We start from the raw sequence: 19,879 nt of genomic DNA, 5'->3' as shown, positions 1-19,879 counted from the left end.
CGGTGCCTCCTCAGGCGAAGATCGTGTTGAGGATGATGACGAGGACGAGAGCCAGGCCGGCCAGCGGCACCGGGCGCGCCAGGAGCGGCAGCGACGCCGCGTCCGCGTCGGTCAGGCTCTCCTTCGGCGTCTCGGAGTAGACCAGGCCGACGAGGGACTCCCGCGGCTTGGGCTTGGTAAACATCGTGACGACGACGCTCACGACGATGTCGACGACGAACGCCGTCGAGGCCGCGAGGAAGGCCAGGCCCTGCCCCGCCATCTCGAAGGCACCACCGAACTTCGAGGCGTACCAGAGGCCGATCGCCGAGACGGTGCCGGCCACGAGGCCCGCCCAGCCGGCGGTCGCGGACATGCGCTTCCAGAACATGCCGAGGATGAACGTCGCGAACAGCGGGGCGTTGAAGAAGCCGAACAGCGTCTGGAGGTACTCCATGACGTTGCCGAACTGGCCCGCGATGCTGGCGGTGAACACCGCGATGACGGTCGCCGCGACGGTGGCCAGACGGCCGACGCGCAGGTAGTACTCGTCCGGCTTGTCCTTGACGGCGTACTCCTGCCACAGGTCGTAGCTGAACACCGTGTTGAAGGCCGAGATGTTGGCGGCCATGCCGGCCATGAACGCCGCGAGCAGACCCGCGATCGCCAGGCCGAGCAGACCGTTGGGGAGCACGTCGCGCATCAGAAGGAGCAGCGCGTCGTTGTAGGTCGCCGTCGTCTCGCCGCCACCCTTGAGGGTCTTGATCTCGCCGACCAGGACCGCCGCCACCATGCCGGGCAGGATGACGATGAACGGGATGAACATCTTGGGGAAGGCGCCGATGATCGGTGTCTTGCGGGCCGCGGTGATGGAGTTGGACGCCATCGCGCGCTGCACCTCGACGAAGTTGGTCGTCCAGTAGCCGAAGGACAGCACGAAGCCGAGGCCGAAGATGATGCCGACGACCGACAGGATCGGGCTGTCGAAGCCCGACAGGGCCTGACCCGGCCAGGAGGACAGCTGCTCGCCGCCACCGGGCGAGGCCGTGACCTTCTCGGTGAAACCGTTCCACCCGCCGACGCGGTGCAGACCGATCAGCGTCAGCGGCAGCAGCGCCGCCACGATCACGAAGAACTGCAGCACCTCGTTGTAGATCGCGGCCGACAGGCCACCGAAGGTGATGTAGGACAGCACGATCACGGCGGCCACGATCAGGGACACCCACTGCGGCCAGCCCAGCAGCGCCTCGACGATGCGGGCGAGCAGGAGCAGGTTGACGCCCGCGATCAGCAGCTGCGCCAGCGCGAACGAGATCGCGTTGACCAGGTGCGCACCCGGGCCGAAGCGGCGGAGCATGAACTCCGGGACCGACCGCACCTTGGAGCCGTAGTAGAACGGCATCATCACGACGCCGAGGAACAGCATCGCCGGGATGGCACCGATCCAGAAGTAGTGGAAGGTCGGCATGCCCATCTCGGCGCCGGTGGCGCTCATGCCCATGATCTCGACGGCACCGAGGTTGGCCGAGATGAAGGCCAGGCCGGTCACCCACGCGGGGAGCGAGCGGCCGGACAGGAAGAAGTCCATGGAGCTGGAGACCTGGCGGCGCGCGGCGAAGCCGATGCCCAGGACGAACAGGAAGTACAGCGCGATCAGGAGGTAGTCGACCCAGGTCGCATTGATCAGGGTCTCCTTGGCGACCATCGCTGCCGGTGCTAGTGCGGTCATGGGACCACCCTTACGTCGGTGGAAAGGTACGGCGGGACACTACTCCCGCCTCGCGGTGACCGCCCTCCGGGCCGATCGTGGCACTCGCACTGTGGCCGAACCGTCATACTGGGCAGGCCATGTCATCGCTCGCGCCGCCGCCCGCAGGGGCGCGCATCCCCCGTGAGATCTGGGTCCTCGTCGCGGCGGCCCTGGTCATCGCGCTCGGCTTCGGCCTGATCGCGCCCGTCCTCCCCGCCTATGCCCGGTCCTTCGACGTGGGCGTGACGGCCGCGTCGGTCGTCGTCAGCTCGTTCGCGCTGATGCGGCTGGTGTTCGCGCCCGTCGGTGGGCGCCTCGTCGGCCGGCTCGGGGAGCGCCCCGTCTATCTGGTCGGCCTGCTCATCGTGGCGGTGTCGACGGGGGCGTGCGCCTTCGCGGGGACCTACTGGCAGCTGTTGGTCTTTCGCGCGCTCGGCGGCATCGGCTCGACGATGTTCACCGTGTCGGCGGCGGCGCTGATCGTGCGCCTCGCACCGCCGACGCTGCGCGGGCGGGTCTCGTCGGCCTACGCGTCGGCCTTCCTGACCGGCAACATCCTCGGCCCGGTCGTCGGTGGGGCGCTGGCCGGCCTGGGCTATCGCGTGCCGTTCATCGTGTATGCCGTCACCCTCGTCATCGCGTCCGGCGTCGTCGCGGTGTTCCTCTCCGGCGCATCGTTGCGGCCCGCGCCCGGCTCGGTGCCGCTGCCGCCGATGACGCTGCGCGAGGCCTGGGCGCACCCGACCTATCGCGCGATCCTCGGGGCCGGCTTCGCCAACGGGTGGTCCAACTTCGGCATGCGCGTGGCGATCCTGCCGTTGTTCGCCGTCGCCGCGCTCGGCACCTCTCCCGCGGTCGCGGGGCTCGCGCTCGCGGTGTTCGCCGCCGGCAACGCCGCCGCCCTCACCGTCGCCGGCCGTATGACGGACCTGCGGGGCCGCCGCCCCCTCGTGATCGCCGGGCTCGTGGTCAACGGGATCTTCACCATGCTCGTCGGGGTCACCGGCTCGCTGTGGCTGCTCTTCGCCGTGTCCCTGCTGGCGGGGGCCGGGGCCGGGCTGTTCAACCCCGCGCAGCAGGCCGCCGTCGCCGACGTGGTGGGCAACGAGCGCTCGGCGGGCGAGGCGCTCGCGAGCTTCCAGATGGTGCAGGACGCCGGCACGATCGTCGGGCCGGTCCTCGCGGGCCTGATCGTCGACCACTACGGCTACGGCTGGGCGTTCGCGATGGCGGGGGCGATCACCCTGCTGGCGGCCGTGCCATGGGTGCGCGCCCCCGAGACCGCCCCCGCCACCACCTGACCCCCCTCACCCATCACCCCCGCGACCCCCGTCACCCCCGCGCCCCCACACTCAAAGATCGGGGCTACTTCTGGTGGCTATGACCACCAGGAGTGGCCCCGATCTTCGGTGGAAGCCTCATGCTGCCTCGTCGGCGGCCTCGCGACACCGAGAGCACCGGCCCGTCTCACCGGTCCAGCCGCGACGCTGGAGGGCTGTCGCCACCTGTGCGGCCACCGTGCACGGAACGGTCGCCACCTGGCGCCAGCCATAGCGGAGAGTCGCCTTGCCCAGCACCGTGTGAGCGTTGTCGCGATCCATGTCTCGGAAGCGCCCGTCCCCGACATGACCTTTGCGCCCGTCCAGCTCCACGAGGACGTCGAACCCGTCGTACTCGACATCGCAGATCGCGCCGGTCCCGTCCTGCCTGGCCTGGCGCCGAGCCACGGGAAGGCCATGGGCAGACTCGACGTCTCGGGCGTATCGCAGCTCCAGGTGCGTCGTGGTCCCTGACGCCATGTCGTCCAGCAGCGCGTGAAGGAGCTGCCGATGGGGGTGTCGCGTCCGCAGCGTGAGTCGGTGACGGAGGAGGTCTGCCGTCGTCCTCCCTCGTTGGACCGCGTCGAGCAGAGGTGACATGCATCCGTCGACGTTCGTGGACGCCGCGGAGAGGTCGAGCACGGTGTCCTCCACGCGCTGCCGCGGTGGGTGTCCCGGGCGAGGGTCCAGCAGGACCCCCGGGCGCCTGCGCACGAAGCGCCACCCCGCTCGCGACCGCACCCGCCGATTGCGGGGGACGGAGATGTCGATGACCCGGGGCTCCTCCCCGATCAACCCCTCCAGGCGTGCGGCCGCCCTGCCGGCGACCAGGGCGCCCTCGCCCGCATGGAGCAGGCCTGCCCAGACACGGCTCATGAGCGGCAGGTCCCGTGGGTCTGTGCCGGGAGCAGCGGAGACGGCGTAGATGCCGGCAAAGACGGTGACCCATTGCTGCCGCCGCCAACGGATCGCGTTGTCCGACAACCCTGCCGCGAGTAGCTCGGCACGCGTCACGATGCCCCCACGCCGTCTGACGAGGGTGGTGACCGACTGCGGGAGCTCGCGCATGAGCGCAGCCTGACCGATGCCGCCGGGCGGCGCACCTGGCCGGCCAGCACCTGTGGATCCCGCGGTCCGATCCGCGTCTCGCTGTGGACGCCGGGGCGCTGATGCACCCTTTTCACCCGATGCCATGACATCGGGGCTACTTCTGGTGACCATGACCACCAGAAGTAGCCCCGATGTGCAGCGAGCGGTCGGCGAGGTCAGCGGGAGGGATAGGGGCGTGGCAGGCGCAGCCCGTTCAGCGCCATCACGCGACGCCCCAGGTCGGGGTAGTTCGTGATGAAGCCGTCCACGCCGTTGTCGATCAGCGTCTGCATCGTCGCGGGGTCGTCGACGGTCCACGGCACGACCTTGAGCCCGCGCGCATGGGCCGCGTCCGTCATGGCGCGGTCGGCATACAGCCGGAAGCCGGGCTCGCCGACCTTGCCGTCCTGCGGGAAGCCGTAGTTGGGGGAGAGGGTCGTCACCCCCGGGATCGACGCAGCGGCCGCCACGAAGTCGCCGCCGAAGTCGTCCGCGTCGATGCCGCCCAGCCACGGCGAGGCCCCCGGCTTCCCGACCTGCAGGAAGTCGTAGTTGGTCAGCGCCACGACGGGCAGCGAGCGGTCGAGGCTGTGCATGACCTTGAGCGCGCCCCAGTCGAAGCTCTGCACCGTGACCTGCTTCTTCAGGCCGGAGCGCCGGATCTCGCCATACACAGTCCGGACGAAGAGGTTGCGCTCCATCGTCTGCTCGGGGGCGCCCGCCTCGACCTTGGTCTCGATGTTCATCATGACCCTCTTGGCCTTGTGCTCCCGCACCACGGCGAACACGTCGCGCAGCTCGGCGAGCCGGTTGCCCCAGACCACCTCCTGGCGGGGGTGGTCGGGCAGCTGCTGGTAGCCGCAGTTGAGCGTCTTGACCTGGGCCAGCGTCAGGTCCTTGATGAACTTGCCGACGTACGGGAACTGCGGGTCGCCGGCCCGCACCGGTGCCGTGTCCGCACACTTCACGCCGGACACCTGGCGGTCGTGGGTGACGACGACCTTGAGGTCGCGGGTGACCTGGGTGTCGAGCTCGAGGGTGGCGACGCCCAGCTCGAGCGCCTTCGCGAAGGCCTCCGGCGACTCCTCGGTCGTGAGGCCGAGCCCGCCTCGGTGGGCCTGCAGGTCGAAGGCCTTGGCGGGCTTGGGCTTCGGCTTGGCGGACGGCTGGGCGGTGGCGGACGGCGCGGCGAGGCCGGCCAGGGCGAGGGTGGCGAGGGTTGCCGCGGCGGTGCGGGTGAGGCTCACGAGGGCTCCTGCGAGGTATGGCGAGCGCGCTGCTCGCTCGACGGGTCCTGCCTGGTGCGCACGACGCTAGGTCTCGCCGATGACCTCCCGCCCATCACCGGTTGAACGTCAGGGGGAGGATGAAGCCATGGACCATCGACCGAAGCACGTCGACGCCGATCCTGACGAGGATGGGCACGAGCACGAGCACGAGCACGTTCCCGTGCCGGCGGGGATCCTGCAGGCCGCCCGTGCCGCGAGGCGGGTCACGGTCCTGACGGGCGCGGGCATGAGCGCCGAGAGCGGCATCCCGACCTTCCGCGACGCGCAGTCGGGCCTGTGGGCGCGGTTCGACCCGATGCAGCTGGCCACCCCCGAGGCGTGGGAGGCTGACCCGGCGCTCGTGTGGGCGTGGTATCGCTGGCGGGCCGCCCTCGTCCGAGGCGTCGAGCCCAACGCGGGGCACCGGGCGCTCGCGACCTGGGCCGACGAGACCGCCACGCAGGTCCGCGTCGTCACCCAGAACGTCGACGACCTGCACGAGCGCGCGGGCAGCGCCGTGCTCGCCCACGTGCACGGCAGCCTGTTCGCGACGCGGTGCGCGGACTGCGGGGAGGCGCCATACGAGGAACCGCCCGTGCCACCCGCCCCGGTGGAGCGACTCGACCCGCCGACCTGCACCCGCTGCGGCGGGCTGCTGCGGCCCGGCGTCGTGTGGTTCGGCGAGATGCTGCCGACCGCGCCGATGTCGCGGGCGGAGGAGGCGGTCGAGGAGTGCGACCTGGTGCTGGTCGTCGGCACCTCGGGTCTCGTCCACCCCGCGGCCGGCCTGCCGCACCTGGCCCGCGCCCGCGGGATCCCCGTCGTCGAGATCAACCCCGCGCCCACCGAGCTGAGCGACGCCGTCGACGAGGTATGGCGGGAGACCGCCGCCCGCGCGCTCCCCGCAGTGGTGGCCGCCGTCCTCGCCTGACGTCCGCCAGGTCGTCATCGCACGGCCTCCTGAGGTTCACGTGTGACGGTGAACGTTGCTGTGGCGCACCAGCGCTCACCCCGCAGCAGCACCCTCCCCGAGGAGCTCGTGATGATGTCTCGCCGCACACCCATCGCTCTCGCCGTCGTCGTCGGCCTCGTGCCGGCCACCGCACTCGCCGTCAGCATCGCCGCTGACGAGCCGGCCGTCGCCCAGGCCCCGGCCGCTCCCCAGCCGAAGGCCGCGTTCGACCGGTTCGTCGGCAAGGTCCAGGTCGTCCGCGACGTCGGCGCCAGGACGCCCACCACCAACGCCGAGGGCGAGCCCGTCCTGCGCGGCGTCGTCTTCGAGGACAAGGACAAGGACAGCGCCTGGCAGGCCAAGGACAAGGGCGTCGCCGGGGTCAAGGTCAGCAACGGCATCGACGTCGTCCGGACCGACGCCCAGGGTCGCTACGAGCTCCCGGTCCGGGACAAGATGACCGTCTTCATCACCCAGCCGTCGGGCTACCAGGTCCCCGTCGACAGCAACAACGTGGCCCAGTTCGCCTACAACCACGCCCCCAAGGGGACCCAGCAGAAGCTGCGCTTCGGCGGGATCGAGCCCTCCGGCCCGCTGCCGTCGATGGTCAACTTCCCGCTCGCGCCGTCCAAGGCCACGGCCGCCGACACGCAGCGCTGCGTCGCCGCCGGGGACCTGCAGACCTACTCCGGCCGCGAGATCGGCTACGGCCGCGCCGGCGGCCTCAAGCACCTGGCCGACCGCGGTGACCTGGGCTCGTGCGGCGTCCTGTTCCTCGGCGACGTCGCCGGCGACGACCTCGGTCTTTACCCCCGCATCAAGGAGGCGGCCGGCCAGATCGACGCGCCCCTGCGCTTCGTGCCGGGCAACCACGACCTGGACTACGACGCGACGGACGACAAGGACTCCTTCGACACCTTCCGCCAGCAGATGGGTCCGGCCTACTTCTCCTACGACGTGGGCAAGACCCACTTCGTCGGGCTCGACAACGTGGTCTTCCCCTGCAAGAAGGCCACGGACAACGCTGACGGCAAGCGCCCCTCGTGCGACGACCCGGCCAAGCCCGTCTACAACGGCCGCCTCACCGACGAGCAGCTGCAGTGGCTCAAGAACGACCTGGCCAACACGCCCAAGGACTACCAGGTCGTCCTGGCCAGCCGCATCCCGCTCGTGAGCTTCGCCGACATGACCAGCCCCATCCACAGCACCGACAACGTCAAGGAGATCTGGAAGCTCCTCGAGGGTCGCAAGGCGCTGTCGCTGTCGGGCCACACCCACTCGCTGGAGAACATGCGCGCGGGTGACTCCTACGGCCCCTGGCAGAAGGCCGCGGGCGTCTCCACGCTGCCGTTCCCGCACATCGTCGCCGGCGCGCTCTCGGGCGACTGGTACTCCGGCGACCTGGACGTCGACGGCCTGCCGATGGCGACCCAGCGTGACGGCGGCCGGCCCGGTCACCTGGTCCTGGACATGAAGGGCAACGAGTTCCGCGAGACCTTCGTGGTGACCGGCGAGCCGGAGCAGAAGCAGATGGCGCTCGGCATCAACTCGCCGCACTGGCGGAGCTGGTTCACGACGCTGTCCCAGTGGCGCCAGGCCAACCCGCCGTCGGCCAAGGACCTCGTCCCGCCCCTCAGCTACAACGACCTCGGCGACCCGCACCTGGTGACCCCGCAGGACCTGGCCGGTGGCAGCTACCTGACCGCCAACGTCTGGAACGGCACCACCGGCTCCAAGGTCGAGGTGTCGATCGACGGGGGCGCCAAGGCGCCGGCCCAGCGCACCCAGCAGGCCCGTGGGGAGGAGTACCGCGTCGGAGCCGAGTGGGCCGACCCCTACGCCGCGACCCGCCAGCTGAGCGTCAACCGCTACGCCCAGCAGAGCACCTCGGGTGACCCCCGTTCCCAGGGCTACGAGCTCTACCGCGGCTCGAAGTACGGTCCGGGTGCGGCCCGTCCCGGCAACAACATCGCGGACCGTATGTCGCACCTGTGGCGCCTCCCGCTGCCGGCCAACCTCTCGGTCGGCGTCCACCGGGCGGAGGTGACGGCGACCGACCGGCTCGGTCGTCGCTTCACCGAGACCATCAGCTTCGAGGTCGTCGAGAAGCGCCCGCAGATGGAGTTCCGCAAGGAGCTGTTCACCACCGGCGGCTGACGATCCCGCTGTGCCGCAACCGCGCCCGCCCGCCGTGACCCCGTCACGGCGGGCGGGCCGGCATACGGCACCTCTAGGATTGCGGGGACACCCGACGACCGAGAGGGACCCCAGATGACCGCGCCCCAGCTGCCCTCCCGCCTCGAGACCGTCCGCGAGACGATCCTGCGCCGCAACCCTGGCGAGGTCGAGTTCCACCAGGCCGTCGACGAGGTCCTCGTCAGCCTCGGGCCCGTGCTGGAGCGCCGTCCGGACTACGTCGACGCGAGCATCCTCGAGCGCCTCGCCGAGCCCGAGCGGCAGATCATCTTCCGCGTGCCGTGGGTCGACGACCACGGCCGCGTGCAGGTCAACCGCGGCTTCCGCGTCGAGTTCAACTCCGCGCTCGGCCCCTACAAGGGCGGGCTGCGCTTCCACCCCAGCGTCTACCTCGGGATCGTCAAGTTCCTGGGCTTCGAGCAGGTCTTCAAGAACTCCCTGACGGGGCTGCCGATCGGCGGCGGCAAGGGCGGCTCGGACTTCGACCCCAAGGGCCGCTCCGACGGCGAGGTCATGCGCTTCTGCCAGTCGTTCATGACCGAGCTCTACCGCCACATCGGGGAGTACACCGACGTCCCGGCGGGCGACATCGGGGTCGGTGGCCGCGAGATCGGCTACCTCTTCGGGCAGTACAAGCGGATCACCAACCGCTACGAGGCCGGGGTGCTGACCGGCAAGGGCCTCACCTGGGGCGGCGCGCAGACCCGCACCGAGGCCACGGGCTACGGCACCGTCTTCTTCGCCGAGCAGATGCTGGCGATGCGCAAGGCCGCCTTCGAGGGGATGCGGGTGGTCGTGTCCGGCTCGGGCAACGTCGCGATCTACGCCGCGCAGAAGGTCGAGCAGCTCGGCGGGGTCGTGGTCGCCATGAGCGACTCCGGCGGCTACGTCGTCGACGAGGACGGCATCGACATCGAGGTCATGAAGGACCTCAAGGAGGCCCGACGAGCACGGATCAGCGTGTATGCCGAGGGTCGGTCGAGCGCTCACCACGTCTCGGACGGCTCGATCTGGGACGTGCCCTGCGACGTGGCCCTGCCGTGCGCCACCCAGAACGAGCTGCCCCTCGCCGGCGCCAAGGCCCTGATCCGCAACCACTGCCGGGTCGTGGCGGAGGGCGCCAACATGCCGACGACGCCGGACGCGACCGCCGCCCTGCAGGAGGCGGGTGTGCTCTTCGCCCCCGGCAAGGCGTCCAACTGCGGCGGCGTCGCCGTCAGCGCGCTCGAGATGCAGCAGAACGCCTCCCGCGACTCGTGGACCTTCGAGCACACCGAGCAGCGGCTGCGGGACATCATGTCGGGCGTCTTCGGCACCTGCGCGATGACGGCCGAGGAGTATGGCGTCCCCGGCGACTTCGTCAAGGGCGCCAACATCGCCGGCTTCGTCAAGGTCGCGGACGCCATGCTGTCCCTCGGCGTCATCTGACCCGGCCATCAGGTCGCTGGGCCGCCCAGTCCTTCCCGCGGGCCCGCCGGGAGGCGGGCGAGCCGGTACGGTGGGCGCCGTGACCACCCCCACCACGCCCAGCCGCCCCGCTGCAGCACCGTCGTCCCACCGCTGGTGGCAGGCCTCCCCGCCCGCCAACCTCGCCGCCGTCGCGCCCGAGGTCGCCCGCCGCACCCCCGCCAAGGTGGTGGCCCGCAGGCGCCGGGGCAAGGAGTGGCACCCGGTCACGGCCACCCAGCTGGCGGCCGAGATCGCCCAGCTGGCCAAGGGATTCGTCGCCGCGGGGGTGCAGCCGGGGGACCGCGTCGCGATCATGAGCCGCACCCGCTACGAGTGGATGGTCGTCGACGTCGCGCTGTGGACCGCAGGGGCGATCCCGGTCGCGGTCTACGACTCGTCGTCGGCCCCGCAGCTGGAGTGGATCCTTGAGGACTCCGGCGCGGTGGGTGTCGTGGTCGAGGGTCGTGACGGGGTCGCGATGGTCGAGCAGATCGCGTCACGGCTGCCCGACCTGGTCCACCGCTGGAGCATCGACGACGCCGACGGCGCGACGAGCCTGGACTCCCTCGGGACCCGCGCGGCCGCGGTCGAGGACGCCGAGCTGGACCGTCGCCGCGAGGCGCTCACCCGCGACGACGTCGCCACCTTGATCTACACCTCCGGCACGACCGGGCGCCCCAAGGGGTGCGAGCTGACGCACGACAACCTCCTGCGCGAGGCGGAGCTGGCGGTCGGGCGGCTGCCCGAGCTGTTCGACGGCGAGGACGCCTGCTGCCTGTTCTTCCTGCCGATGGCGCACGTGCTGGGGCGGCTCATGGAGGTGGCCTTCCTGCTCGACGGCACCACCGTCGGCCACAGCGACCCCGGCCGCGTCACCCTCGACCTCGCCACGCTGCGCCCGACCTTCACGGTCGCCGTGCCGCGCATCTTCGAGCGCATCTACGACGGCGCGCAGCGCAAGGCCACCAAGGACGGCAAGGGTCGCATCTTCGACGCGGCCACCGCGACGGCGATCCGCTGGAGCAAGGCGCGCGAGGCCGGCCGCGTCGGCCCGATCCTGGCGGCGCAGCACGCAGTGTTCGACCGCCTCGTCTACGCCAAGATCCGCGAGCTCTTCGGCGGGCGGGTGCGGTATGTCGTGAGCGGGGGCGCGCCCCTGGGGGAGCGGCTCGGCCACTACTTCCACGGCATCGGCGTGACCGTGCTCGAGGGCTATGGCCTCACCGAGACGACGGGCGCGGCGACGGTCAACACCGCGGCCGAGATGCGCATCGGGTCCGTGGGGCGGCCGCTCCCCACCTACGACGCCCGGGTCGACGCCAAGGGCGAGCTGCTCGTCCGGGGCCGCCACGTCTTCCGCGGCTACTGGCACAACCCCGAGGCCACCGCCGACGTGCTCGACAGTGACGGATGGTTCCGCACCGGCGACCTCGCCCGCATCGACGAGGACGGCTACGTCCACATCACGGGTCGGGTCAAGGAGATCATCGTCACCGACTCCGGCAAGAACGTCTCGCCCGCACCCCTCGAGGACGTCATCCGCTCCCACCGGCTCGTGTCACAGGCCGTGGTGGTGGGCGACGCCCGGCCCGCGATCGGGGTGCTGATCACCCTCGACGAGGAGGCGGTCGCCGAGTGGCTGCGCGACCAGGGACGCCCCGAGGTGCCCGTCGCCGAGCTGGTGGACGACCCGGCCCTGCGGGCAGAGCTGCAGCGCGCGGTCGATGCCGCCAACGCGACGGTGTCCCACGCCGAGCGGATCGCCCGCTTCGGCATCCTGCCGGTTGAGCTGACCGAGGAGGGTGGGCACATCACCCCCACGATGAAGCTGCGCCGGGGTGCGGTCACCTCGCAGTTCGCCGACCAGATCGACGCGCTCTACCGCCGCGGCTGACGGCCCGCGCGGCGACACGCAGTGCCATGACGTATGCCGCAGGGTGATCGCGGCCCCCGTCTGGCGCTGCCAACCTGTGAGGTGTCTCCGCATCTGCGGCCTGACCCCAACCCTACCCTCACGTAAGGGTAGGGTTGGGGCTGTCGTCATGCCCGCCGTCCACCGCCTAGGAGCCACCGCCGTGACCCGGTCCAACGCCTTCCGGCCCCCGTGGGACGCACCCCAGCCCCAGCCGGCCGAGCCCATCGCCTCCGATGCCCGTGTCCCCGCCGAGCGCCGCTGGGTCGAGTGGCTCGCCCGCCGTCACCCGATCGTCGACGTCCTGCGCGAGGACCGACAGCGCAACGACGGCATCTCGTCGCCGGGATTCCAGGCCGTCGCGTCGCAGCGGCTGGCCCGGTGGGCGGCCTCCGCGGAGGCCCCGCGATGGGCGCGAGGACCGGTGGGTCGCGCCGCTCGTGCGGGGCAGTGGGTGGCCCGGTCCGTCTACGGCATCGAGATCCCGGCCGAGGTGAGCCTCGGTCGTCGCGTCCGGGTCGCCCACCAGAGCGGCATCGTCGTGCACCGCGACGCGGTGATCGGTGACGACGTCACGCTGCGGCAGAACGTCACGATCGGCCTGCACCGCGACGACGTCGAGGACCAGGCCCGCAACGTGCCGACGATCGGGGACGGCGTCTCCCTCGGCGCGGGCGCCGTGGTCGTCGGACCGGTCGACGTGGGTGCCGGTGCTCGGGTGGGCGCCAACGCCCTGGTCACCGAGGACGTGCCGGCCGGGGGCAAGGCCGTGCTGCCCAAGGGCGTCGTGACCGGCCCGGACCGGCTGGCCGCGACGCCGCGCGCCTCCTGATCCCGGGCCGCTCGCGCGGGCGCCGATCCGATCAGGACGTCAGGCCTTGGCGCGAGCCGTGGCCTGTCCGAGGCGCTGACCCAGGTGCTTGGCCGCCGACAGCCGCTGCTCGATCTCGGCCAGCGCCGTCGTGACGTCCGACCGGCACTCGGCGACGGTGGCCACGTCGTCGTCGGTGCCCTCGCCGTTCTCCAGCGCGAGGCAGGCGTCGACGATCGGGCGGATGCGCTCCAGCGGGAGGCCGATGATCTTGAGGTCCATCACCAGCCGCAGCCGCTCGACGGCCTCGGCGCCATAGATGCGGAAGCCGCCGTTGGTGCGTCCGCGGGGCGTCACGAGCCCCAGGTCCTCGTAGTGCCGGATGGACCGCAGGCTGAGCCCCGTGAGGTCGGCGACGTCCCCGATGTGCAGGGGACGGTCGGGGACAGGCCCGGACAGGGGCGAGATCAGCATCGAGGACTCCGGGACGTGGCTGGCAGGGTGGCTGGCTAGGAATCCTAGCCGTCGTCAGCCCCAGACCCCCGACGATCCCCGGCGGTGGCTGTCGACCAGGTGGGTGTCGACGATGCCGATGGCCTCCATCAGCGCGTGCATCGTCGTGGGTCCGACGAAGGTGAATCCCTTGCGCTTCAAGGCCTTCGACAGGGCCAGGGACTCCGGTGTCGTCGTGGGGAGCTCGGCCAGGGTGCGCGGGGCGGGGGTGGAGGCCGGCCGGTGGGCCCAGACGAGCTCGGCCAGCCCGCCCTCCGCGCGCAGGGTGACGGTGGCGCGGGCGTTGGTGATGGTCGCCTCGACCTTGCGGCGGTTGCGGACGATCCCGGCGTCGCCCATCAGCCGTTCGACGTCGCTCTCGCCGTAGGCCGCGACCGTGTCGGGGTCGAAGTCCGCGAAAGCGCTGCGGAACGCCGGTCGCTTGCGCAGGATCGTCGACCACGAGAGGCCGGACTGGAAGGCCTCGAGGCTCAGCCGCTCGAAGACCCCGCGCTCGTCGCGGACCGGCATCCCCCACTCGGTGTCGTAGTAGTCGCGCAGCAGCGGGTCGGTGGCCGCCCACGGCGGGCGCGCCAGGCCGTCCTCACCGATCACGATCTCGCTCAACGACTCTCCTCAGGGGCCGGTATGCCGGTCCGCCGGCGTGGCAGCGGCGGACTCCATCGCCAGCAGCCACTGCTTGGCCTCGGCCCCACCACGATAGGCGCCGCTCGTGCCGTCGCTGCGGACGACGCGGTGGCAGGGCACGAGGATGGGCACGGGGTTGGTGGCGCAGGCCGTGCCCACCGCCCGCACCGCCCCGGGGCTGCCGGCCGCGGCGGCGACCCCGGCGTAGGACCGCGTTGCGCCATACGGGATCTCGCGCAGCCGGTCGAGGACGTCGCGGCGAAATCCCTTGGCGAGCGCCAGGTCCGCGGCGACGTCGAAGTGGTCGCGGCGCCCGGCGAAGAAGTCGTCCAGCTCCCGGGCGACGTCGTCGAGCGTCGAGCCTGCCGGCAGCACGCGCGGGCCCAGGCGCCGGGCGAGGTCGTCGACCACCGCGTCGAACCCCTCGTGCGCGAAGGCGACCCGGGCGACCCCTCGCGGCGTCGCCGCCACCAGCAGCGGCCCGACCGGGCTGTCGATCGTGCGGTGACGCACGTCCAGGGTCCCCTCGAGCAGGGCGCGGAAGGACAGGGCCGCGGTGAGCCGGGCGAGGTCGGCCGTCTCGTCAGCCTGGCCCGTGGCGTCGGCTCCGGCCTCCAGCAGCGTTCGCAGGTCGGTCATCTCGGGTCCTCGTCTCGGTCGTCGTTGGCCAGCAGGGGATAGGTGCGCCGCAGCGCCGCGATGCCGTCGGCGCAGGCGCGGCGGGTGGCGGCCGGCGTGCTGCCGAGGATGACGGCGACCTCGGCGTGCGGGATCCCGGCGAGGTGGTGGTAGGCCACCGCCTGGCGCTGCCGGTCCGTCAGGGTGGCCAGGGCGGCCCACAGGTCGGGGTCGTGGTCGTGCGGGTTCCCGTGGCGCGCAGGGCGGTCCGGGACGTGCTCGGTCGGGGTGCTGCGAGCGGCCTTGCGCACCAGGTCGATCGCCTTGCGGTGCGCGATCGTGACGAGCCACGCCTCCACGTTGGCGTCCGCGTCGAGCCGCGGCCAGGCGCGCAGGGCCGCGAGAAAGGTCTCGGACCAGGCGTCCTCGGCCTCGACCGGCCCCACCACGGCCCGGCAGACCCGCAGGACGGTGGCCCCGTGGGCGGTGACCACGTCCTCGAAGGGCTCGCTGCGCGGCATACGAGATCGGCTGCCGCTCAGAAGAGCCGGCCGGTCACGGACGCCGCCGGCTCCTCGTGCGCGAGCAGCCAGCGCTTGCGCTCGAGCCCCCCGGCATAGCCGGTCAGGGAGCCGTCGGACCCGATGACGCGGTGGCACGGGACGACGATGGAGATCGGGTTGGCGCCGTTCGCGTTGCCGACCGCCTGGGCCGCGCCCGGCTGGCCGAGAGCCCGGGCGAGCTGCCCGTAGGACCGCGTCTCGCCGTAGGGGATCTCGCGCAGCTGCGCCCACACGCGCTGCTGGAAGCCGTCCCCGGGGGGAACCGTGGCGAGGTCGAAGGTCGTCCGCTCGCCGCCGAAGTACTCACCCAGCTGGGTTCGTGCCCGGGTGAGCAGCGGGTCCTTGTCCGCCCGCTCGCCGTGCTCGGTGACGGCCGGAGCGCGCCCGTGCCGCTCGAAGTAGAGCGCGATCAGGGCGTCGTCCTCGGCGACCGCGGTCAGCGGCCCGACCGGGCTGTCGATGATCGTGTGGCGACGCATGCTGCTCCTCGGGCTGGGGCTCTTCACACACGGTAGACGCCGCGACCCCCCGATCCGTGAGCCCTCACGCCCGATAGGTCTGCGCGACGCCGTGCCAGGCCAGCTCGGCCAGCTGGTGCGTGAGCTCGGCGCGCGTCATGCGGGGCGCGGGGTCGGTCGCGAGCCAGTCGTCCGCGCAGGCCTGCACCGATCCGACCAGCGCCACGGCCCAGACGTGAGCCACCGCCGGGGTGGTCGCCTCGTCGAGGATCGCGGCCACCGTGGCCGCCACCTGGCTGGTGATGCCGGGCACCGGGTCGTCGTCGAGGGGGCCGTCGACCAGCGGACGTCGTATGACGAAGCGGTACAGCTCGGGGTCGCGCTCCACCAGGCGCAGGTAGGCGTCGATCACGGACTCCAGCACCTCGCGCGGCGACGCGTCGGCGTCCAGCGACGAGCGGACCCGCCCCACGATCTGCCCCTCGACGCGCTGCGCCACGGCGCGGTACAGGCCGGTCCGGTCCTCGAAGTGCCGGTAGATCACGGTCTTGCTGGTCCCCGCCTGGGCCGCGATGTCGTCGAGCCCGACCCCTGCGCCGTGCTGCCGGATCGCGCGGACGGTGTGGTCCACGAGCTCGACCCGTCGCTGCCGGCGGTGCTCCTCCCACCGGGAGGCCCGCCCGTCGACGCGTCCGGCGCCGTTGCCGGGGTGGGGAGTGTCGCTCGTCATGCAGGAGAAATTATCAGGTGATCAAGGTATCGGGTACTCAAGGTATCGGTTAGATTGGCAACAGTGTCAGACCCATCTCGCACAGGAGCACCCATGACGACCACCCGTCGCGTCGCCGTCCTCGGCGGCAACCGCATCCCGTTCGCCCGGTCCAACGGCGCCTACGCCAAGGCCTCCAACCAGGACATGCTCACCGCCACGCTGGACGGGCTCGTCGCCCGCTACGGCCTCGCGGGCGAGCGGCTCGGCGAGGTCGCCGCCGGCGCGGTCATCAAGCACTCGCGCGACTTCAACCTCACGCGTGAGTCCGTGCTGGGCACCCGGCTGTCCGCGCAGACCCCGGCCTACGACCTGCAGCAGGCCTGCGGCACCGGCCTCGAGGCCGCCATCCTGGTCAGCAACAAGATCGCCCTCGGGCAGATCGAGGTCGGCATCGCCGGTGGCGTCGACACCACCTCGGACGCGCCGATCGTCATCAGCGAGGGCCTGCGCCGCAGCCTGCTGTCCGCCATGCGCGCCAAGACCCCGATGGCCCGCGCCAAGGCCTTCGCCGGCCTGCGCCCCCAGCACCTGGCCCCCGTCGCCCCGCAGAACGACGAGCCCCGCACCGGCCTGTCGATGGGCGAGCACATGGCCCAGACCGCCAAGCGCTGGGGCATCACCCGTGAGGCGCAGGACGAGCTGGCCGCCGCCTCGCACCACAACCTCGCGGCGGCCTACGACCGCGGCTTCTTCGACGACCTGATGACGCCGTTCCTGGGCCTCACCAGGGACAACAACCTGCGGCCCGACTCCTCGGTCGACAAGCTCGCCACCCTCAAGCCGGTCTTCGGCAAGGGCGAGGGCGCCACCATGACCGCCGGCAACTCCACCCCGCTCACCGACGGCGCCTCGGCGGTGCTCCTCGCCAGCGAGGACTGGGCGCGCGAGCACCGCCTCGAGCCCCTCGCCTGGTTCGTCGACGGCGAGACGGCGGCCGTCGACTACGTGCAGGGTGACGAGGGCCTGCTCATGGCCCCGGCGTATGCCGTGCCCCGCCTCCTAGCGCGAAACGGCCTGAGCCTGCAGGACTTCGACTTCTACGAGATCCACGAGGCCTTCGCCTCCACGGTGCTGTCCACGCTCAAGGCCTGGGAGGACGAGGACTTCTGCCGGGATCGGCTCGGCCTGGACGCGCCGCTCGGCTCGATCGACCGCAGCAGGCTCAACGTCAACGGCTCGTCGCTCGCGGCCGGCCACCCCTTCGCGGCCACCGGTGGTCGCATCCTCGCCAGCCTGGCCAAGATGCTGCACGAGCGGGGCTCGGGCCGCGGCCTGATCTCCATCTGCGCGGCCGGTGGCCAGGGCGTCGTCGCGATCGTGGAGGCCTGAGATGGCCGACCAGTACTCCGACTTCATCAACACGCCCTTCGGCAAGAACGTCGCCAAGCGGCTCGGCCTGCCCGCCCCCGTGCGCCTGCGGCGCTACGAGCCGGGCCAGATCCTCTGCGAGTCACCGGTGCTCGTGGCGGGGACGGGCTCGTATGTCGCGAGCGTGCGCTCCCTGCTCACCAACGCCGCCGTGTCCGTGGTGGACTCGCTGGAGGAGCTGGGCGACGGTCGCCTCGGTGGCGTCGTGCTCGACCTGTCGGACGCGCGTCACCCTGCCGACCTCGCCGCGCTGCGCGAGCTGGGCGCCCCGGCCGTCAAGCGGCTCGGCCGCAACGCCCGCGTCGTCGTGATCGGCACGGACCACACGCAGCTCACCGACCCCGTGCAGGTGGCGACCCAGCGCGCCCTCGACGGGTTCACCCGCTCCCTGGCCAAGGAGCTGCGCGCCGGCGCCACGGCCAACCTCGTCCTCGGGCCGGTCTCGGAGGGAGAGGTGTCCGAGCAGGCTCGCGCCAACGTCGGCGAGGCCGTGCGGTTCTTCCTCTCCGGCCGGTCGGCGTTCGTCGACGGGCAGCCCGTGCGGGTGAGCAGCGCTGCGGCGCAGGCCAACCCGTCCGTCGACCGTCCTCTCGACGGCCAGGTCGCCGTCGTGACCGGCGCGGCGCGAGGCATCGGCGCGGCCATCGCGCGCACCCTGCACCGCGACGGCGCCACGGTCGTGTGCGTCGACGTGCCCGCGGCCGGCGAGGCTCTCGCGCAGGTCGCCGGCGAGGTCGGTGGCACGGCGCTGCAGCTCGACGTCACGGCCGAGGACGCCGGCCGCCGCATCCTCGACCACGCTCGCGGCCGTCACGGCGGGCTCGACATCGTGGTGCACAACGCCGGCATCACCCGCGACAAGCTCTTCGTCAACATGGACGAGTCCCGGTGGGACAGCGTGATGGCCGTCAACCTCGCCTCGATCGTGCAGATGAACGAGACCCTCCTCGGCTCCGACGGCCTGGGTGACGGCGGCCGCATGGTGTGCCTGTCCTCGCAGTCCGGCTTCGCGGGCAACCGCGGCCAGACCAACTACTCGGCCACCAAGGCCGCGATCATCGGCCTCGTCGGCGCCCTCGCCCCACAGGTCGCCGAGCGCGGCATCACCGTCAACGGGGTCGCCCCCGGCCTCATCGAGACCGAGATGACGGGCAAGATGCCGTTCGCCACGCGCGAGGCGGCCCGCCGCCTGTCCTCGCTGCAGCAGGGCGGCCTGCCCGTCGACGTCGCCGACACGATCGCCTGGCTGGTCCAGCCCGCGTCGGCCGGGGTCACCGGCCAGGTCGTCCGCGTGTGCGGCCAGAACATGATCGGGGCGTGAGGGCCGGATGACGACCGACCAGCCCACCGTCGCCACCGAGGAGATCCGCGAGTCTCCCTCTCTGGTGCGCTCGCTCGTGCGCGGCGCCCTCACCGCCAAGGGGCGCGGCGGTGACCTGAGCACCCGACGCCTGGTGCGCCGCGGGGTGCAGGTCGACCGTGGTCACCTCGCGGACTACCAGCGGCTCGTGGGGGCGGCGGGCGGTGACGTCCTGCCGCACGCCTACCCGCACCTGCTGGGCTTCCCCCTGGCCGCAAAGATCATGTCCGACAAGGACTTCCCCCTGCCCATGCCGGGCCTCGTGCACGTCGAGAACGCCACGACCGTGCACCGCACCCTGACCGCCGACCAGGCCTACGACGTCACCGTGTGGGCCGAGTCGCTGCGCCCGCACACCAAGGGGCGGCTCGTCGACCTGGTGACGCTCGTGGAGGTCGACGGCGAGGCCGTCTGGCAGGAGACCAGCACCTACCTGCAGCGCGGGGCCGGCCAGGCCGACGCCCCGCGTGGCGCCGCGGCCCCCGGCATACCGGCTGGAGACCCGTGCGCCCGGTGGCGGCTGGCCGACGACCTGGGCCGGCGCTATGCCGCGGTGTCCGGGGACGTCAACCCGATCCACCTGCACCCGCTGACGGCCAGGGCGATGGGCTTCCCGAGGGCCATCGCGCACGGCATGTGGACCGGCGCGCGCACCATCGCCGCGCTCGGTCCGCAGAGCACCGGCCCGAGCCGGTCGCACGTGTGGTTCCGCAAGCCGGTGCTGCTGCCGACCACCGTGGACCTCGTCGTGGACCGCTCGGGCAGCGCGCAGGTCGCGGCGCTGCGTGGGACCAGGAAGCCCGACACGATCCACCTCGTGGCCACGCTCGAAGCCTGACACCCGTCCGCGCGCTGCGGCGCGGCAGGGGGTTGCG

At 72.0% G+C, this 19,879-nt stretch carries 17 protein-coding genes; 9 read left to right on the top strand and 8 right to left on the bottom strand.

Annotated elements, in window-relative coordinates; genetic code table 11:
• Window positions 1-10: 10 nt before the first annotated feature.
• Window positions 11-1,708: a sodium:solute symporter family protein gene (locus tag B4K29_RS09970; RefSeq protein ID WP_286967196.1), complete on the bottom strand. Its 1,698-nt coding sequence runs from the start codon at window positions 1,706-1,708 to the stop codon at window positions 11-13.
• Window positions 1,709-1,827: 119 nt separating this feature from the next.
• Between B4K29_RS09970 and B4K29_RS09965 the strand changes: the two genes are divergently transcribed.
• A complete protein-coding gene (locus B4K29_RS09965; protein WP_286967195.1) occupies window positions 1,828-3,030 on the top strand; it encodes an MFS transporter in 1,203 nt (400 codons plus the stop codon).
• 1,283 nt (window positions 3,031-4,313) lie between these two features.
• Here B4K29_RS09965 and B4K29_RS09960 read toward each other — a convergent pair.
• Window positions 4,314-5,384, bottom strand: coding sequence for a glycerophosphodiester phosphodiesterase family protein (locus B4K29_RS09960; protein ID WP_286967194.1), 1,071 nt, complete (start codon window positions 5,382-5,384; stop codon window positions 4,314-4,316).
• A gap of 127 nt (window positions 5,385-5,511) precedes the next feature.
• Here B4K29_RS09960 and B4K29_RS09955 point away from each other — a divergent pair, with 127 nt between their 5' ends.
• From B4K29_RS09955 to B4K29_RS09935, 5 genes are all read left to right on the top strand, one after another.
• Complete coding sequence (locus B4K29_RS09955) at window positions 5,512-6,336, top strand: SIR2 family NAD-dependent protein deacylase (protein WP_286967192.1); 825 nt, start codon at window positions 5,512-5,514, stop codon at window positions 6,334-6,336.
• Between the two features lie 42 nt (window positions 6,337-6,378).
• Window positions 6,379-8,514, top strand: coding sequence for a calcineurin-like phosphoesterase family protein (locus tag B4K29_RS09950; protein ID WP_286967191.1), 2,136 nt, complete (start codon window positions 6,379-6,381; stop codon window positions 8,512-8,514).
• Between the two features lie 114 nt (window positions 8,515-8,628).
• A complete protein-coding gene (gene gdhA / locus B4K29_RS09945; RefSeq protein ID WP_019285082.1) occupies window positions 8,629-9,981 on the top strand; it encodes an NADP-specific glutamate dehydrogenase in 1,353 nt (450 codons plus the stop codon).
• A 79-nt stretch (window positions 9,982-10,060) separates the two neighbouring features.
• Entirely contained in the window at window positions 10,061-11,896 is a 1,836-nt protein-coding gene (locus tag B4K29_RS09940; RefSeq protein ID WP_286959100.1) for an AMP-dependent synthetase/ligase, read from the top strand.
• Between the two features lie 181 nt (window positions 11,897-12,077).
• Window positions 12,078-12,746, top strand: coding sequence for a serine O-acetyltransferase (locus tag B4K29_RS09935; protein ID WP_029211496.1), 669 nt, complete (start codon window positions 12,078-12,080; stop codon window positions 12,744-12,746).
• Between the two features lie 39 nt (window positions 12,747-12,785).
• On the opposite strand, the gene B4K29_RS09930 is transcribed toward B4K29_RS09935, so the two are convergent.
• From B4K29_RS09930 to B4K29_RS09905, 6 genes are all read right to left on the bottom strand, one after another.
• Window positions 12,786-13,199, bottom strand: coding sequence for a MerR family transcriptional regulator (locus B4K29_RS09930; protein ID WP_286961394.1), 414 nt, complete (start codon window positions 13,197-13,199; stop codon window positions 12,786-12,788).
• 54 nt (window positions 13,200-13,253) lie between these two features.
• Window positions 13,254-13,844 (bottom strand): DNA-3-methyladenine glycosylase I, encoded by a 591-nt coding sequence (locus B4K29_RS09925; RefSeq protein WP_286961393.1) that lies wholly within the window; start codon window positions 13,842-13,844, stop codon window positions 13,254-13,256.
• 9 nt (window positions 13,845-13,853) lie between these two features.
• Window positions 13,854-14,504 (bottom strand): methylated-DNA--[protein]-cysteine S-methyltransferase, encoded by a 651-nt coding sequence (locus B4K29_RS09920; RefSeq protein WP_286967189.1) that lies wholly within the window; start codon window positions 14,502-14,504, stop codon window positions 13,854-13,856.
• On the bottom strand, window positions 14,501-15,004 hold the full coding sequence (locus B4K29_RS09915; RefSeq protein WP_286961391.1) for an RNA polymerase sigma factor: 504 nt from the start codon (window positions 15,002-15,004) through the stop codon (window positions 14,501-14,503). Before B4K29_RS09915 ends, B4K29_RS09920 begins: the two co-directional genes overlap by 4 nt.
• Window positions 15,005-15,021: 17 nt before the next feature.
• Window positions 15,022-15,525, bottom strand: a complete 504-nt coding sequence (locus tag B4K29_RS09910) for a methylated-DNA--[protein]-cysteine S-methyltransferase (RefSeq protein WP_286961390.1) — start codon at window positions 15,523-15,525, stop codon at window positions 15,022-15,024.
• A gap of 64 nt (window positions 15,526-15,589) precedes the next feature.
• Window positions 15,590-16,234, bottom strand: a complete 645-nt coding sequence (locus tag B4K29_RS09905; protein WP_286967188.1) for a TetR/AcrR family transcriptional regulator — start codon at window positions 16,232-16,234, stop codon at window positions 15,590-15,592.
• 93 nt (window positions 16,235-16,327) lie between these two features.
• Here B4K29_RS09905 and B4K29_RS09900 point away from each other — a divergent pair, with 93 nt between their 5' ends.
• From B4K29_RS09900 to B4K29_RS09890, 3 genes are read left to right on the top strand one after another with little or no spacing between them, the layout of a single operon-like run.
• Window positions 16,328-17,605 carry an acetyl-CoA C-acetyltransferase gene (locus tag B4K29_RS09900; RefSeq protein ID WP_239263755.1) on the top strand — a complete coding sequence of 426 codons (1,278 nt, stop codon included), beginning with the start codon at window positions 16,328-16,330 and terminating at the stop codon, window positions 17,603-17,605.
• A gap of 1 nt (window position 17,606) precedes the next feature.
• Window positions 17,607-18,965 (top strand): 3-oxoacyl-ACP reductase, encoded by a 1,359-nt coding sequence (locus tag B4K29_RS09895; protein WP_286967187.1) that lies wholly within the window; start codon window positions 17,607-17,609, stop codon window positions 18,963-18,965.
• Window positions 18,966-18,972: 7 nt separating this feature from the next.
• A complete protein-coding gene (locus tag B4K29_RS09890) occupies window positions 18,973-19,842 on the top strand; it encodes a MaoC family dehydratase (RefSeq protein WP_286967186.1) in 870 nt (289 codons plus the stop codon).
• The last annotated feature ends 37 nt before the right edge of the window (window positions 19,843-19,879 follow it).

The sequence above is a fragment of the Arsenicicoccus sp. UBA6765 genome (genome assembly GCF_002453335.1).
Classification (GTDB): domain Bacteria; phylum Actinomycetota; class Actinomycetes; order Actinomycetales; family Dermatophilaceae; genus Arsenicicoccus; species Arsenicicoccus bolidensis.
The sequence above is the reverse complement of the archived record's forward strand: the minus strand, read 5'-3'. Positions and strand labels throughout refer to the sequence as shown.

Excerpts from the sequence above, each read along its gene's own strand:
- B4K29_RS09970 (WP_286967196.1), bottom strand. The coding sequence starts at position 1,708 with ATGACCGCACTAGCACCGGCAGCGATGGTCGCCAAGGAGACCCTGATC.
- B4K29_RS09965 (WP_286967195.1), top strand. The coding sequence starts at position 1,828 with ATGTCATCGCTCGCGCCGCCGCCCGCAGGGGCGCGCATCCCCCGTGAG.
- B4K29_RS09955 (WP_286967192.1), top strand. The coding sequence starts at position 5,512 with ATGGACCATCGACCGAAGCACGTCGACGCCGATCCTGACGAGGATGGG.
- gdhA (WP_019285082.1), top strand. The coding sequence starts at position 8,629 with ATGACCGCGCCCCAGCTGCCCTCCCGCCTCGAGACCGTCCGCGAGACG.
- B4K29_RS09930 (WP_286961394.1), bottom strand. The coding sequence starts at position 13,199 with ATGCTGATCTCGCCCCTGTCCGGGCCTGTCCCCGACCGTCCCCTGCAC.
- B4K29_RS09920 (WP_286967189.1), bottom strand. The coding sequence starts at position 14,504 with ATGACCGACCTGCGAACGCTGCTGGAGGCCGGAGCCGACGCCACGGGC.
- B4K29_RS09915 (WP_286961391.1), bottom strand. The coding sequence starts at position 15,004 with ATGCCGCGCAGCGAGCCCTTCGAGGACGTGGTCACCGCCCACGGGGCC.
- B4K29_RS09910 (WP_286961390.1), bottom strand. The coding sequence starts at position 15,525 with ATGCGTCGCCACACGATCATCGACAGCCCGGTCGGGCCGCTGACCGCG.
- B4K29_RS09905 (WP_286967188.1), bottom strand. The coding sequence starts at position 16,234 with ATGACGAGCGACACTCCCCACCCCGGCAACGGCGCCGGACGCGTCGAC.
- B4K29_RS09900 (WP_239263755.1), top strand. The coding sequence starts at position 16,328 with ATGACGACCACCCGTCGCGTCGCCGTCCTCGGCGGCAACCGCATCCCG.
- B4K29_RS09895 (WP_286967187.1), top strand. The coding sequence starts at position 17,607 with ATGGCCGACCAGTACTCCGACTTCATCAACACGCCCTTCGGCAAGAAC.
- B4K29_RS09890 (WP_286967186.1), top strand. The coding sequence starts at position 18,973 with ATGACGACCGACCAGCCCACCGTCGCCACCGAGGAGATCCGCGAGTCT.